Genomic DNA, 13,879 nt, shown 5'->3' with positions numbered 1-13,879 from the left:
CACCTGCAAATAAAAGATTTTAAGCTTATAGTTCCTGATAAAAGCACAAATATGATTTAATTTGCTCAAATATTTGATTAATAATGACATTGGTAAGGGCAAAAAAACATTTAGGGCAACATTTTCTTACTGATAAAAACATCGCAGCAAAGATAGTTGACAGTCTGAAACCCGAAGGGCGTTTCGGTCATGTACTTGAGGTGGGGCCGGGTATGGGCGTACTGTCTGATTTCCTGCTGCAAAAAACCGAGTACGAAACATCACTTATCGATATCGATACCGAATCGTACGATTTCCTGAAGAAGAAATATCCCCAGTTAGGCACGCGCCTTATCAATGCCGATTTCCTGGAGCTTGATTTTAAAAGCATTTTCCCCGAAAACTTTGCCATCATCGGTAATTTCCCTTATAACATTTCATCCCAAATACTATTTAAAGTGCTGGATAACCGTCAGCAGGTGGTTGAGGTAGTAGGTATGTTTCAGAAAGAGGTTGCCGAACGCTGCGCCGAAAAACCGGGCAGCAAGGAATATGGCATACTGAGCGTGTTTTTACAGGCCTATTATAAAGTAGAATATTTATTTACCGTAAAGGCAGGTGTATTTAATCCACCACCAAAAGTACTCTCGGCAGTGATCAGGCTTACCCGCAACAATAAGCAAACGCTTGATTGTGATGAAAAACTATTTTGGCAGATAGTAAAAGCAGGTTTTAATCAGCGCCGCAAAACCCTGCGCAATGCCATTTCACCACTCATTAACAAAGAGAAGCTAACCGATGAACCTATGCTTGACCTCCGTGCAGAAAGATTAAGCGTGGATGATTTTGTAAAGCTCACCAACCTGGTATCAGCAGCCAGGTAAGTTTTTAAATTATTTTTTGATGGTGGGGCCGTTACGTCAACTAATAAAAACTATTGTCATTTCGACTGAGCATGAGGAGGGCATGAGAACCGGGGGCGAAAGAGAAATCTTATGCGCCCTGTAGAATGCATGATCGTTTTGCAAGGCTTATAAGATTTCTCCTCACCGCGCCCGCACATTACCAGACCGGCTCGTCGAAATGACAATTGGCTTTATTCATTAGCAAGATACACAGTTGCCTCTCGCATATTTTCTCCAAAGAAGCCCCCGGAATCTCTCTCCATGCTCTATTTATATGCCATTTTCACCCCAGGCCTGACCAATGGCTTAAAGCATTCTACCAACTCCCCAAAAATCCCGACCAACTCCCGAAACAGGGGTAAATAGTGTCTTTTAAGGGTTTGCAGAGCGCTTTCAGGGCTTTGTCTATTTATATCAACGGCTGGTATAACACTTTTTAGCGATCAAAATATATGTTGTTCATTTGATCATTGAAAATAACAACACAACATATTTAAAACATTAAAACCTTACGATCATGAAAACCTCAATAAAATTATCAGCCTTATTTGTATTATTAACTGCAGGTGTATTTGCTACTACAGTAGCCAAAGCCGACGAAGGTAAAATCGATGTTACGCCTAAAGCCAAAGAAGTTGTAACCTTTAAAGCACTTGATCATGACCGCGGTATCAAAGTAGATTTTCTAAAATCAGAAAACGGAAAGTCAATTGTAAAAGTTTACAATAAAGACAATGAACTTTTATTGAAAGACCTGGTGCCAAGCAAAACTGACGTAAGCAAAGGCTATGTGCTAACCGGTTTGGAAGATGGTGAATACACCATGGAAATTTACACAAACAACCAGGTGGTTAAAAAATCAATCCACGTTTACCAGGATGGTGATCAAAAATCCTTCTATATCGCTCAGTAATAAAATTACTCTCCACCATATAAAGAAGGCCGGGTTCAATGAACCTGGCCTTTGTTTTAAAACCTTATTTTAAAGCTAAACTTTTTACTGCAAACTGCCAGCCGATAACTGCCAACTGTTAATGCTTGTTTTTCTGCTGCAAACTGCCAACCGTAAACTGCAAACTGATCAATGCTTGTTCCCAAAACCAAACTCCCTATACGAGTTAGGTGCATCGTCGGTATTGCTGAAAGCAAAAGTAAAAGTAGTGCTCCAGCTTTCATAATCGGCCTTTTTATCCTGCGATGGTTCAACATGGGTTGAGCTGATCATATAAACCCCTTCGCGGCTCAGTTTAAAAAACACTAACCCGTTACTGTCGCTTAATAATTTCTGCGGAACGATAGTGCCATTCAGGGTGCGTACATACTGTATCACCACAGCATCCTTCATCGGCTTGCCTCTAAAAAGCACCTGGGCGGTAACATCATCGCCATAGCTTGATTTATAGGGATTTTGCTGAATCACAATTTCATATTCTTCGCCCAGTGGCTTATCAAAGTCCTTACCGTTGGCCTTATCAACAGAAATAAGGGCTTTGGTTGACTGGTGATACTTTTCAACAAAATATTGCTGACTGCTGGCCCGGGCTTCTTCGGCCATTTTATCAAGGCCTTCGCTTTCAAGCGCCCTGATAAATTTATTTCTTTCTGATTCCGTTTGGTCTTCCCTTACCAACTCAAAAAGTGCAAGGCCCGAGTTTTGCAGCTCGTAGGTAAGCAGGCTGCTATCGGCCGGATTACTGCTTTTTGAAAGATCCGTTTTTTTTGAACCTTCGTACAGCATAAATTTGGTTGCTTTTGCTGTGGCGTACTTAAATTCATTTTCGGGCTTAAATTCATTGCCGCTCAATAAATGCAGGTTCAGCTTATCGCCTTTGTGAACGTAAAAATTATGTGGCAATAAGAAAAAGTCCTGCGAGCTGGCCGCAAAACCGATCATGAGCAGTAATATAATGATGAAAATAGAAGTGCGCTTCATAGTTTTTAGATAGGATTACCAAACATACAAAGTTTTAAAAACTTCAGTAGTTTTACGTTATGATTTTTGACAGGAAAAACCTCGATAATGATACTTTGCTGGCATTTTATAAAAAATTGCTGTTTCCGCGCATGGTTGAAGAGAAGATGCTGATCCTGCTGAGGCAGGGGCGCATTGGCAAATGGTTTTCGGGTATTGGCCAGGAAGCCATAGCAGTTGGCAGTGCCCTGGCCATGAATAACGACGAATATATTTTGCCTATGCACCGCAACCTGGGTGTTTTTACATCAAGGGGGATCCCGCTTTCCAGGTTAATGGCGCAATGGCAGGGCAAACCTTCGGGCTTTACCAAGGGGCGCGACCGCTCCTTCCACTTCGGCACACAGGAATATAAGATCATCGGGATGATCTCGCACCTTGGTCCGCAGCTTGCCCTGGCCGATGGGATTGCCCTCGCCGATGTGTTATCGGGCAAAAAAAAATCAACCCTTGTTTTTACCGGCGAGGGCGCTACCAGTGAAGGCGATTTTCACGAAGCGCTTAACATAGCTTCTGTTTGGAAATTGCCGGTGATATTTTTGATCGAAAATAATGGCTACGCCCTTTCTACCCCAACCAGCGAGCAATATAACTGTCGCGAGTTGGTTGATAAGGCTATAGGCTACGGCATGGAAGGCCGCCGCATTGACGGCAATAACCTGCTTGAAGTTTATAACACCATAACTACACTTAATAAAGCCATTCGTGAAAACCCGCGCCCTGTTTTATTGGAATGCATGACCTTCAGGATGCGCGGCCATGAAGAAGCATCGGGCACTAAATACGTACCCAATAATTTGTTTGAGTGGTGGGCAGGGAAAGACCCGGTAGCAAACTTTGAAAAATACCTCCTTGCCGAAGGGGTTTTGCTTAAAGATATGATCCCGGTTATCCGTAAGGAATTTGCGGCCCTTATTGAAACCGAAATTGAAAAGGCTTACGCCGAAGTTGATATAGTACCTGATGTGGCTACCGAAGTAGGGGATATGTATAAACCTTACAGTTTCCCGGCCGTAAAACCGCAAACATCCACCGTTACCAATAAGCGCTATATAGATGCCATTAGCGACGGGCTTAAACAAGCCATGCGTAAACATCCCAACCTGATAATTATGGGGCAGGACATTGCCGAATATGGCGGCGCTTTTAAAATAACACAAGGCTTTGTAGAAGAGTTTGGTAAAGCCCGTGTACGCAATACGCCAATTTGCGAATCGGCCATTGTAGGGGCAGGTATGGGCCTTGCGCTTAACGGTTATAAGGCCGTTGTTGAAATGCAGTTTGCCGATTTTGTTACCTGCGGCTTTAACCAGGTTATTAATAACCTTGCCAAAACGCACTATCGCTGGGCGCAGGGTGTTGATGTGGTAATCCGCATGCCCGCAGGCGCAGGTACTGGTGCAGGGCCGTTCCACTCACAAAGCAACGAAGCCTGGTTTACCAAAACCCCTGGCTTAAAAGTTGTTTACCCGGCATTCCCGGCAGATGCCAAAGGCCTGCTGCTTGCCGCCATTGACGACCCCAACCCTGTAATTTATTTTGAGCACAAATACCTGTACCGCAGCATCAGCGCCGATGTGCCCGATAATGATGTAATGATAGAGATTGGCAAAGCCAAAGTGCTTAAGCAAGGCGAAAAAGCCAGCATCATTACATTTGGCCTCGGTGTGCACTGGGCGCTGGAATATGCCGATAAACATCCCGATCAATCCATAGAGGTTATTGATCTGCGCAGCCTGCAACCCTGGGACCATGAAGCGGTAGAAGTTAGTGTTAAAAAAACAGGCCGTGCGCTGATATTGCATGAAGATACGCTAACCAGCGGTTTCGGTGCTGAGATTGCCGCTCATTTGGCCGAACATTGCTTTAAATACCTTGATGCTCCGGTGTTGCGTTGCGGTAGCCTGGATACAGCTATCCCGATGAATAAAGCCCTTGAAGACCAGTTTTTGGCTAAGGCGAGATTGGAGGAGAGTATGGCGAGGTTGCTGGCTTATTAGTGATAAAGGGAACTATTCTCAAAAAACGTCATTGCGAGGAACGAAGCAATCCCCGAGATAAAGAGCAGCTTTGCAAGTCTCCCTGTAAAGTTGGGGATTGCTTCGTTCCTCGCAATGACGCGACGGATATGTCTTTTAAACAGCTTCGTGGTTATCAGGCTCACTACTGGTCGAAGTTTAGCGATAGCGTAACTTCGTCCTAAAACAATGGAAGCATCCTGCGCAACTACTTGCGCTCGTTTTATTGACTTGCGCTCGTTTTTAACGAGTGCTTAATGTGGTTTGGCGTTTGTAACGCCATTTTCGACGCTTACGTTAAAAACGTAAGCCCATTTTAAGCACTCATCACAGATGAGCGCAAGTTGCAACTTCGCCCAGTAATAGTTTAATAAATCCCCTCAATTCAAAAACACCTCATCCAAAAACACCCAGCCCGGTTTGCCTTTGGCCGGATGCCATGCCGGTACGCTTTTAAGTGGTTTGGTAATCAGTTTGATGCATGATACCTGTTGGGCTGATTTTAATTTACATTCCAGCGGGATCAACGCGAACTTATCCGTTTTATAAGGAGTTTTGGTTTTCACACTGCTTAACAGCCTCAGATGATCTTGATCGGCACCGCCCCAAACTTCAACTTCGGCCGGTAAAAAAATCTGCGGACCGGTATTGCGCATTACATTAAGGCTAACCGAATGCAGATCAATTGGTTTATTGAACCACATCATAACCGCCATGTCTTTTTGTGAGGCCAGCCATTTGCCGTTACCGAAATTGTCGCCGCCTAACTCTTTATCAATAATAGTTTTAGCGCCTTCGCCCTTGTATTTATCATCAGGGTATTTGATAAAGCTGATGCTATCGGGTGTGTCGGTACATTTGTAAACATTAAACTGCACGGTATCGCTGCCCAGCCATCCGGCTTTAAATGCCCTTGCTTTTATCACTGTACTTTGGGTAAATACAATGCCGGGCTTGTAGGTGGTTGAATGAATACTGTCAGGTACCGAGCCGTCTGTAGTATAACGGATGTCCGCCCCTTTTATAGGGTTGCTAAGCAGCAAAGCATAACTCTGCTTAAATATAACCGCCGTGTTTTTTAACTGCGGGTTAGTAAGCTTAAGCGCTTTGCCGTCATCCTTAAAACCGGTTAACAGGCTAAGCTTTGGATTTTGTTTTTGGAGCGATTGTAGATCGGCCGGGTTCAGGCCGCTGTCCCATACGGCCAGCTCATTGAGGCTTTTGATGGCGGTGAGTTGTTTTACATCGGCTATGTTTAGCTTAACCCCTGCCAATGAAATACTTTTGAGGTATTTTAAACCTGCTAATTCTTTTAAGCCTTTTCCGGTAACATCGCTGAAGTTGAGGTTTAACCTGCGTAAGTTTTCAAACTTGGCAATGGTTTTCAGGTCGGCATCCTTTACGGGCATCTTGTTCAGATCGAGCGATACCACCTGTTTTTTCACAGAGCTTAATTCATCCAGCACTTTTACATTATAAGTGCTTTTATTATAGATATTAACCGCCAGCGCCGGCGATTCATTGGCCAGCGGATAAACCGCCCTGTAATTATTGTTCAGCTTTTTAACCTCCTTTTCATCAGCTGCCGAAAAATCGTAGACCTCTTCTGCGTTTTCAGCGGGTTTTAAGCGGGTAGCCGCTATCATCCTTAATGAATCGGCCGGGGGCAGGTCTATCACTTTTTTGCTGAAACCGGCTTTGTTTTTTATCCACAGGTAAAGCAGCATTTTTTCATCGTCAGTTAGCTGCGTTTTGCCGGTTGGGGGCATGTGTTTCTTTTCGGTTTCGGGCAGATGTACGCGCTGTAGCAGCAGGCTCATGGCAGGGTCGCCGGCTATAAACAGTTTACCGGTTTTTCCGCCTTTTAATATTGCTGCCGAATCGGTAAGCATCAAACCGCCCTTCATTTTATCGGGGTTGTGGCAGCTTTGGCATTTTACCTCAAATATGGGGCGGATCACGTCATTGTAAACCAGTGCCCGGTCTATAGGTACTGTATTTTTGCTTCTATCCATCACAGGGGCCAAAACAAAATCCTGCCCGTGGGTAAGGTTGCCGCCAAGGTGCCCGGCAACAATCAAACAAAAAACAGTGATAATAGCTCCGGCTTTAGCCAATGTAACCGTATATTTTGAAGTATGGCGGATAAGGTACACCCCATACCCGGCAAAGGCAACGCTTACACCAAACCATTTATGCCACTGTAAAGTATCCCCCTCATAGCCCGGTTCCCTCGACAGGAACAGGCCCATGATTACCGTTATTGACGATAGTAAAGCGCCCAGCAGCAGCAGGTAGCTTGTAAAATTTTGATACAGCTTTTCCTCCGCAAATTCGGCCCGGTAACGGAAAAATTCCATCACCATGGCCAGCATCAGTATCACGATAGGAAAATGCAGAATGAGCGGGTGCATACGGCCAACAGGCTGCAGCCAGCGCGGCACTATTAAGCTGTCGCCGGCTATAAGCAGTACTACAATAAAAATATTAAGGGCAAATAATGTCCCCTCTGCAAAACCTTTATGGCTGCTTTTCATATACCCGGCTATCGTATTTTATTAAACCCTTGTAAATTTATAAGGGTACACCTTGCCCGATGCCCATTGTGCTACGTACAAATTTTCGTCGTTATCCACACAAACATCATGCGGGTTCAGGAAAATCTTTTCGGCCTGTGCCATGGGTTGCAGTACGCCATCAGTATATACCGGTTCGGTACCGCCAAGGTTTGATACTACTTTATTGTTCTTATCCAAAATGGTGGTGAAGCCGGTATTTTCCTTGCTCAGATCGGGCGAGCGAAGTACAGCGGCATACAGGTGATCGCCTTTTATTACCGGGCGGCAAACGCATGCGCCGGGCAGCTTAATCACCTCCTGCAGTTTACCATCCATACTAAAGCGTTTAAAACAGTTGCGGGTGCGGTCGGTAATTAACAATGTTGGTGTACTATACCGCCTGTCGATCACGATGCCGTGGGCGTTATCCAAATGTTCATCACCCTTACCTTTACCACCAAAGAAGCCTTTCAACTTACCATCCTTATCGTAATGGGTAATGTATTGTGCACCGTAACCATCGGCAATAAAAATATCCCCATTACTGTCAATGGTGGTTTCTGTGGGTACAAACTCCTCAGCCTTTTTATAAACGCCTGTTTCAAGGGGCACATCAATGGTCATTAAAATGCGACCATCGAGCGTAGTTTTGTAAACCTGGTGTTTTACGGTATCGGTAATAAACAGTACTTCGGTGCCGTTTTCATTAAACAGGGTTAAACCATGTGCGCCGGGAAAATCATGCCCCCAGGTACTTAGCAGCTTGCCCGATTTATTGTAGATGAGCACATTATTCTTGGTTTCGTTGGTAAGCAGCAAAATGCGGCCTTTTGAATCCTGCACCATCTCATGGCAATCGTTCACCGGGTTTTTCTGCGAATCGGCCTTGCTCCAGTTTTTATCCATCCGGTAGCGCATATTACCATGGCCATAAATTGGGCCGTCATCTTTTGCTAACATGTCCTTGGCTATAAAAAAGCCTGCTGATAAAACTGAAGTGTGCTTAATAAATTCTCTTCTTTCCATACCGTTGATTTTTATGATTGCGTTGATTTCGCTGATATTATTTCTTCTGATTACACCGATTGCTGGGTGATTACACCGATTTTTTTTGATTCCTTGTCCATCCCGTCATTGCGAGGAACGCAGCAATCGCGAACTTTACAGGGCGGGTTTGCTCAGCCGCTCTGCCTCTTGGGGATTGCTTCGTACCTCGCAATGACGGGTTTAATATATATTGTTTACGATCTTACGCTATAATCCCCTTCACCACATTCCCCGCCACATCGGTTAGCCTGTACCGCCTGCCCTGGCTTTTAAAGGTCAGTTTTTTATGGTCGATGCCAAGCTGGTTGAGGATGGTGGCATGAAAGTCATGCACATGCACAGGGTCTTTCACAATGTTGTAGCCAAAATCATCCGTTTCGCCGTAAACTATGCCTGGTTTGATACCGCCGCCGGCCATCCAGATGCTGAAGCAGCGCGGATGATGATCGCGACCGTAATTGGCCTTTTCCAGTTTACCCTGACTGTAATTGGTGCGACCGAACTCGCCGCCCCAAATTACCAGCGTTTCATCCAGCAGGCCGCGTTGTTTCAGGTCGGTAACCAGTGCTGCCGATGCCTGGTCAACATCCTTTGCCTGCCCGGCCATTTCCTGCGGCAGGTTGCTGTGCTGATCCCAGCCCTGGTGATAGAGCTGTACGAAACGCACCCCGTTTTCGGAAAGTTTACGTGCCAGCAGGCAGTTTGCAGCATAGGTGCCGGGAATTAAGCATTCGGGCCCGTACATCTTCACAATATCGTCCGACTCCTTGCTTACATCCATAATTTCGGGCACGGCGGTTTGCATGCGGTAGGCCATTTCATATTGCTGTACCTTAGTGTTTATTTCCGGGTCGCCAAACTCTTTGTAGTTCATGTCATTGAGCTCGGCCAGTTTATCCAGCATTTTGCGTCGCTCATGACGGTTTAATCCTTCGGGGTCATTGAGGTACAGAATGGGGTTTTCGCCGCTGCTGAACTGTACACCCTGGTAAATGGAATCTAAAAAACCATTGCTCCACAGTTTGGAATAAACCCCCTGCCCGTTTCCTTTTCCTTTAGAGAGTAGCACAGTAAAGGCGGGCAGGTTTTTATTCTCACTGCCGAGGCCATAGCTCACCCACGAACCCATACTTGGGCGGTTGCCTTGTTGTGCCCCGGTTTGGAAAAAAGTAAGCGCCGGGTCATGGTTAATGGCATCAGTGTTCATAGAACGGATAATGCAGATATCATCGGCAATTTTGCCTATGTGCGGGAACATATCGCTGATCCAGGCGCGTGATTCGCCGTATTGTTTAAAATCATAAAACGAGCCTACCAGCGGGAATGAAGCCTGTTTGGCCGTCATACCGGTAAGGATCTGGTTACCGCGCACCGATGCAGGTAGCTCCTGTCCCATCATCTCGCGCAGTTTGGGCTTGTAATCAAATGATTCCAGCTGCGATGGTGCACCATCCTGGAACAGGTAGATCACCCGTTTGGCTTTTGGCGCAAAGTTGGGGATGCCGGGAATAAAATCAGCTTCAGCCTCATCACCTTTTCCGCTAAAAAGATCGGGAATGAGCAATGAACCCAGGGCCACGCTGCCAATGCCCAGGCTCAGCCTTGAAAGGAACCTACGCCGGTTGATATTAAGCCTGTTCTCTAAAAAATCTTTTTCCATGTGCTCAGGTTTTTGTTATTGCTTCTTCCAAATTATACATGGTATCCACTACCTTCATCATAGCTGCCAGGGTTACCTTATCCAAATTGTCCGGCACCGGCGACTCGCCAACGGTGAGCAGCTTTTCGGCATCGGCTTTTTTCATGCTTTTTAATTCATCAGCATAGTATGAGGTTAAAATAGCCAGCTCTTTTTCCTGCGGATGCCGGCACAGGATCAGCCTGAAAGCTTTGGTGATCTTTTCTGTCGATGTGGTTTTGTCCTGCAAAAGCTTGGCGGCCAAAACGCGTGCGCTCTCTAATACTGTTGGGTCATTTAACATCACTAAAGCCTGCAATGGCGTGTTGGTACGCAGGCGTTTTACCTCGCACTGGTCGCGGTTGCTGGCGTCAAAAATGCCTAATGATGCAGGAGGAACGGTACGCTTAATCAGTGTATACATTCCCCTGCGGTACAGGTTAGGGCCATGCACCTGTTTATAATTGGCTAAAATGCCCCTGCCTGATGTGGCGTTTTCCCAAAGACCGGGCGGCTGATAAGGGTTAACACTCGGGCCGCCGATGGTTGGATTAAGCAGGCCACTGCTGGCCAGTACCAAATCACGCACAAATTCGGCAGGTAAACGCCCCCGTGGGCCGCGGGCTAACAAGGTATTGTCAGGATCGGTTTTTAACTTTTCGGGCGTTGCAGCTGCCGATTGCCGGTAAGTGGCCGACATCACGATCTGTTTTACTAACCGCTTGATATTCCAGCCATGATCGCGGAAATCAACAGCGAGCCAGTCCAGCAGTTGGGGGTGCGATGGCAGATCTCCCTGCATGCCAAAATCGCCCGAACTTTTTACAATGCCTTTGCCAAAAAACTCCTGCCATATCTGGTTTACAAATACACGGGCGGTAAGCGGGTTATTTTTATTGAACAGCCATTCGGCCAGGCCTAAGCGGTTTTTAGGATAGTTATTGGTGAACGGTAATATCGATTTTGGGGTACCGGCTTCAACCTCATCGCCATGGGCGTCATAGTTACCGCGTTTGAGGATATAGGTTGGCCGCACCTTGTCGCTATCCGTCATGATAGATACGATGAGCTTATCAGTATCGCGCTTGTTCACAAAGGTCAGGATCTTTTTAACATCCTCATTACTGATCTGCATCATCGGATTTTTGGCGTAGGTTTCGGGCCCGCCCACCGTTGATTGCAGCCCTACCTCCTTTACATTGTTAAAAAAGGCGTAAACCTGGTAGTATTCTTTTTGCGAAAAAGGATCGTACTTATGATCATGGCAGTGGGCGCATTCAAGCGTAACGCCCAGCATGGCTTTGCCGAAGGTGTTAGTGCGGTCGGTTACGTAGCTTACACGGTATTCTTCGTCAATTACGCCGCCTTCTTCGGTTATTTTATGATTACGGTTAAAGCCCGTGGCCAGCAATTGTTCTTTAGTGGCATTGGGGAGCTTATCGCCAGCCAGCTGCCAGGTTATGAATTTATCATAGGGCAGATTTTCGTTATAGGCATGGATCACCCAATCGCGCCATGGCCATTGCGTGCGGTAGTTATCGTCCTGGTACCCGTGCGAGTCGGCGTAGCGGGCAACATCCAGCCAATGCAGCGCCATTTTTTCGCCGTATTGCGGGGCAGCCATCAGCTTGTCTACCATTTTTTCGTAGGCATTGGGGCTTTTATCGGCTAAAAACTCATCCATCAGGGCAAGGGATGGCGGCAGGCCGGTAAGATCAAGCGAGATGCGCTTCAACAGGCGTTCCTTATCTGCCTCGGGATTGGGTGCTATATCCGCCTGCTCCATTTTTTGCAATACGAAATTATCGATAGCATTTTTAGGCCAGGCTGTGTTTTTTACCAGCGGAACCGGGTAATTTCGGGGCGCCACAAAAGCCCAGTGCTTTTCATATTTAGCGCCCTGTTTTATCCATTTATGGATCAGCCCAACCTCATAAGGAGAGAGCCTTTTCAGGTTTGATGATGCCGGGGGCATTTGTTCGGTGGTATCTTTGGTGGAGATGCGGCGATAAACCTCGGATTGCATAGGCTCACCGGGGACAAGCGCATGCGATGACGGATTATCTTTTAAAGCATTATAGGCACTTTCGGCAATGTCCAATCGCAAATCTGCTTCGCGATGAGATGCATCGGGGCCGTGGCATTTAAAGCATTTATCCGAAAGTATGGGCCGGATATTGAAGTTGTAGCTGATGGTATCGGGCACCTGTTCTTCGGCCCCTCCGCCCGATGAATGGCAGGAATAAAGCGTGTACAGCATACAGATGGCTATTGTAAGCCAAACATAATACAACTTCCGGTACATTGGTTTAAAAATGGTTAAACAGAGATTAAAGTTATATAATTTATACTACAATTTGCAAATACATATTTATGCACCAAATCGATTTGCCGGGCTCAATATAGTACGAAAAAGTTAATGTTCATACATTTTGTACAAATGTTTCAACATATGCATTGAAGGGAGGCATTATTGAAAGAGATAAGCCGGAAATAACGTACAAATAATAAATTGACCAGCCTGCTAACCTTTACTTTTTTTCATCGTAAAAAGGAAAGTTAAAGCCGTACATTTATACCGATATGGTTCTGAATAACCGGTTTCATTATCACCCCAGTAATTGAAATTTATATCTGAATGAAATTAAAATTAAGGCTATTGCTGCTATTTTTATTGATAGTAACAACCGGTTTTGGTTTTTACGTATACCAACGCTACTCTTTTGAGAAAAGGCATCCTTTTGTGCCCGAAAAGAAACATAAAAATGATACTTTAAGAGTGGGGATCATTGGAGATAGCTGGGCTACCGGCATAACCATTGATACCATTATAAAAGATGAATTTTCAAAACGGGGTATTACTAATGAAGTGATCTCTTTTGGACAGCCCGAAGCCAAAACCAAACAGATTTATGATAACCTGTACGCCAACCCCGAACAGCCATATTCCAGCAATGAGATATTGCATCATAACTTAGACTATTGCATTATTTTGGCTGGTACCAGCGATGCGGAGGGCGAAATGGGTGCCAAATTTTACGCCTATTATTGCTCGCTGATCATTAGCGATCTGGCCCGGAACAATATCGAGCCGGTTTTTGTAACCATGCCGGAGTTTGGTTTTAAAGAAGAAACCGACAGTCTTGATATCCTGAAGAAAGTACGCAATGAGGTTTCGTCGCTGTTGATTGACAATGGCAACACCCGGAGCCTGGATGGATATCGCAAACAGGCAAACGAAATGCTGAAAGAAACCCGCCTGAAAGATTCGACCATTGTGGTGCCGTTCAATTTAGTGTGCGACGATTACGAAAAACACAAGATTTTATACCGTAATACCGGCCACCTTTCAACTGCCGGTAAACAAAAAATGGGCAGGCTGATAGTGGAATATATTTTAGAAAAAGAAAAAGCCGCCAAAAGAAAGTCGCTTAACACAAATATTGTTCAGATTGAGCCGGCAAAAAAGAATAAAAGGGCCTGATTGTTTTAATCACACTTAGGAAGCTTTTTTTAACTCCCTTCCTGGGGAGCTACTGTGCTAAGTAAAAGAAAATGTCATTTCGATTGAGCAGGGGCGGGTTAAGTGGTGGAACGAAAGAGAAATCTCCTATGATGAAAATAAGCTACAGAAAGGCTAATATTCTTGAAAAGCGGGCTAATAGACTACTATAAAGTTATAATTTATAAATGATTAAGCAAAGCGAGGCCATGTTTTCTTA

General features: G+C 45.3%; 9 protein-coding genes. 4 read left to right on the top strand and 5 right to left on the bottom strand.

Annotated features, from left to right (window positions below; translation table 11 throughout):
* Nucleotides 1-83: 83 nt before the first annotated feature.
* Together rsmA and ACFFGT_RS03680 are read left to right on the top strand one after the other, a co-directional pair.
* Complete coding sequence (gene rsmA, locus ACFFGT_RS03685) at nucleotides 84-863, top strand: 16S rRNA (adenine(1518)-N(6)/adenine(1519)-N(6))-dimethyltransferase RsmA (RefSeq protein ID WP_377021157.1); 780 nt, start codon at nucleotides 84-86, stop codon at nucleotides 861-863.
* 538 nt (nucleotides 864-1,401) lie between these two features.
* Complete coding sequence (locus ACFFGT_RS03680; protein ID WP_377021156.1) at nucleotides 1,402-1,797, top strand: hypothetical protein; 396 nt, start codon at nucleotides 1,402-1,404, stop codon at nucleotides 1,795-1,797.
* Between the two features lie 168 nt (nucleotides 1,798-1,965).
* Here the strand turns inward: ACFFGT_RS03680 and ACFFGT_RS03675 are convergent, their stop codons facing one another.
* Nucleotides 1,966-2,817, bottom strand: coding sequence for a DUF4198 domain-containing protein (locus tag ACFFGT_RS03675; RefSeq protein ID WP_377021155.1), 852 nt, complete (start codon nucleotides 2,815-2,817; stop codon nucleotides 1,966-1,968).
* 59 nt (nucleotides 2,818-2,876) lie between these two features.
* Here ACFFGT_RS03675 and ACFFGT_RS03670 point away from each other — a divergent pair, with 59 nt between their 5' ends.
* Nucleotides 2,877-4,856, top strand: a complete 1,980-nt coding sequence (locus ACFFGT_RS03670) for an alpha-ketoacid dehydrogenase subunit alpha/beta (protein ID WP_377021154.1) — start codon at nucleotides 2,877-2,879, stop codon at nucleotides 4,854-4,856.
* A 398-nt stretch (nucleotides 4,857-5,254) separates the two neighbouring features.
* On the opposite strand, the gene ACFFGT_RS03665 is transcribed toward ACFFGT_RS03670, so the two are convergent.
* The 4 genes from ACFFGT_RS03665 to ACFFGT_RS03650 form a co-directional block, all read right to left on the bottom strand.
* Nucleotides 5,255-7,411: an FN3 associated domain-containing protein gene (locus ACFFGT_RS03665; RefSeq protein ID WP_377021153.1), complete on the bottom strand. Its 2,157-nt coding sequence runs from the start codon at nucleotides 7,409-7,411 to the stop codon at nucleotides 5,255-5,257.
* Nucleotides 7,412-7,432: 21 nt separating this feature from the next.
* The gene (locus tag ACFFGT_RS03660; RefSeq protein WP_377021152.1) at nucleotides 7,433-8,458 is read right to left on the bottom strand and encodes an NHL repeat-containing protein; all 1,026 of its coding nucleotides are present in this window, start codon (nucleotides 8,456-8,458) and stop codon (nucleotides 7,433-7,435) included.
* 223 nt (nucleotides 8,459-8,681) lie between these two features.
* Complete coding sequence (locus ACFFGT_RS03655) at nucleotides 8,682-10,139, bottom strand: DUF1501 domain-containing protein (protein ID WP_377021151.1); 1,458 nt, start codon at nucleotides 10,137-10,139, stop codon at nucleotides 8,682-8,684.
* Nucleotides 10,140-10,143: 4 nt separating this feature from the next.
* Nucleotides 10,144-12,462, bottom strand: coding sequence for a PSD1 and planctomycete cytochrome C domain-containing protein (locus ACFFGT_RS03650; RefSeq protein ID WP_377021150.1), 2,319 nt, complete (start codon nucleotides 12,460-12,462; stop codon nucleotides 10,144-10,146).
* Nucleotides 12,463-12,795: 333 nt separating this feature from the next.
* On the opposite strand from ACFFGT_RS03650, the gene ACFFGT_RS03645 reads away from it, so the two are divergent.
* Nucleotides 12,796-13,641 (top strand): SGNH/GDSL hydrolase family protein, encoded by an 846-nt coding sequence (locus ACFFGT_RS03645; RefSeq protein WP_377021149.1) that lies wholly within the window; start codon nucleotides 12,796-12,798, stop codon nucleotides 13,639-13,641.
* Nucleotides 13,642-13,879 lie beyond the last annotated feature (238 nt).

Source organism: Mucilaginibacter angelicae, from assembly GCF_042434235.1.
In the GTDB taxonomy this organism is placed as follows: Bacteria; Bacteroidota; Bacteroidia; order Sphingobacteriales; family Sphingobacteriaceae; genus Mucilaginibacter; species Mucilaginibacter angelicae.
The sequence above is the reverse complement of the archived record's forward strand: the minus strand, read 5'-3'. Positions and strand labels throughout refer to the sequence as shown.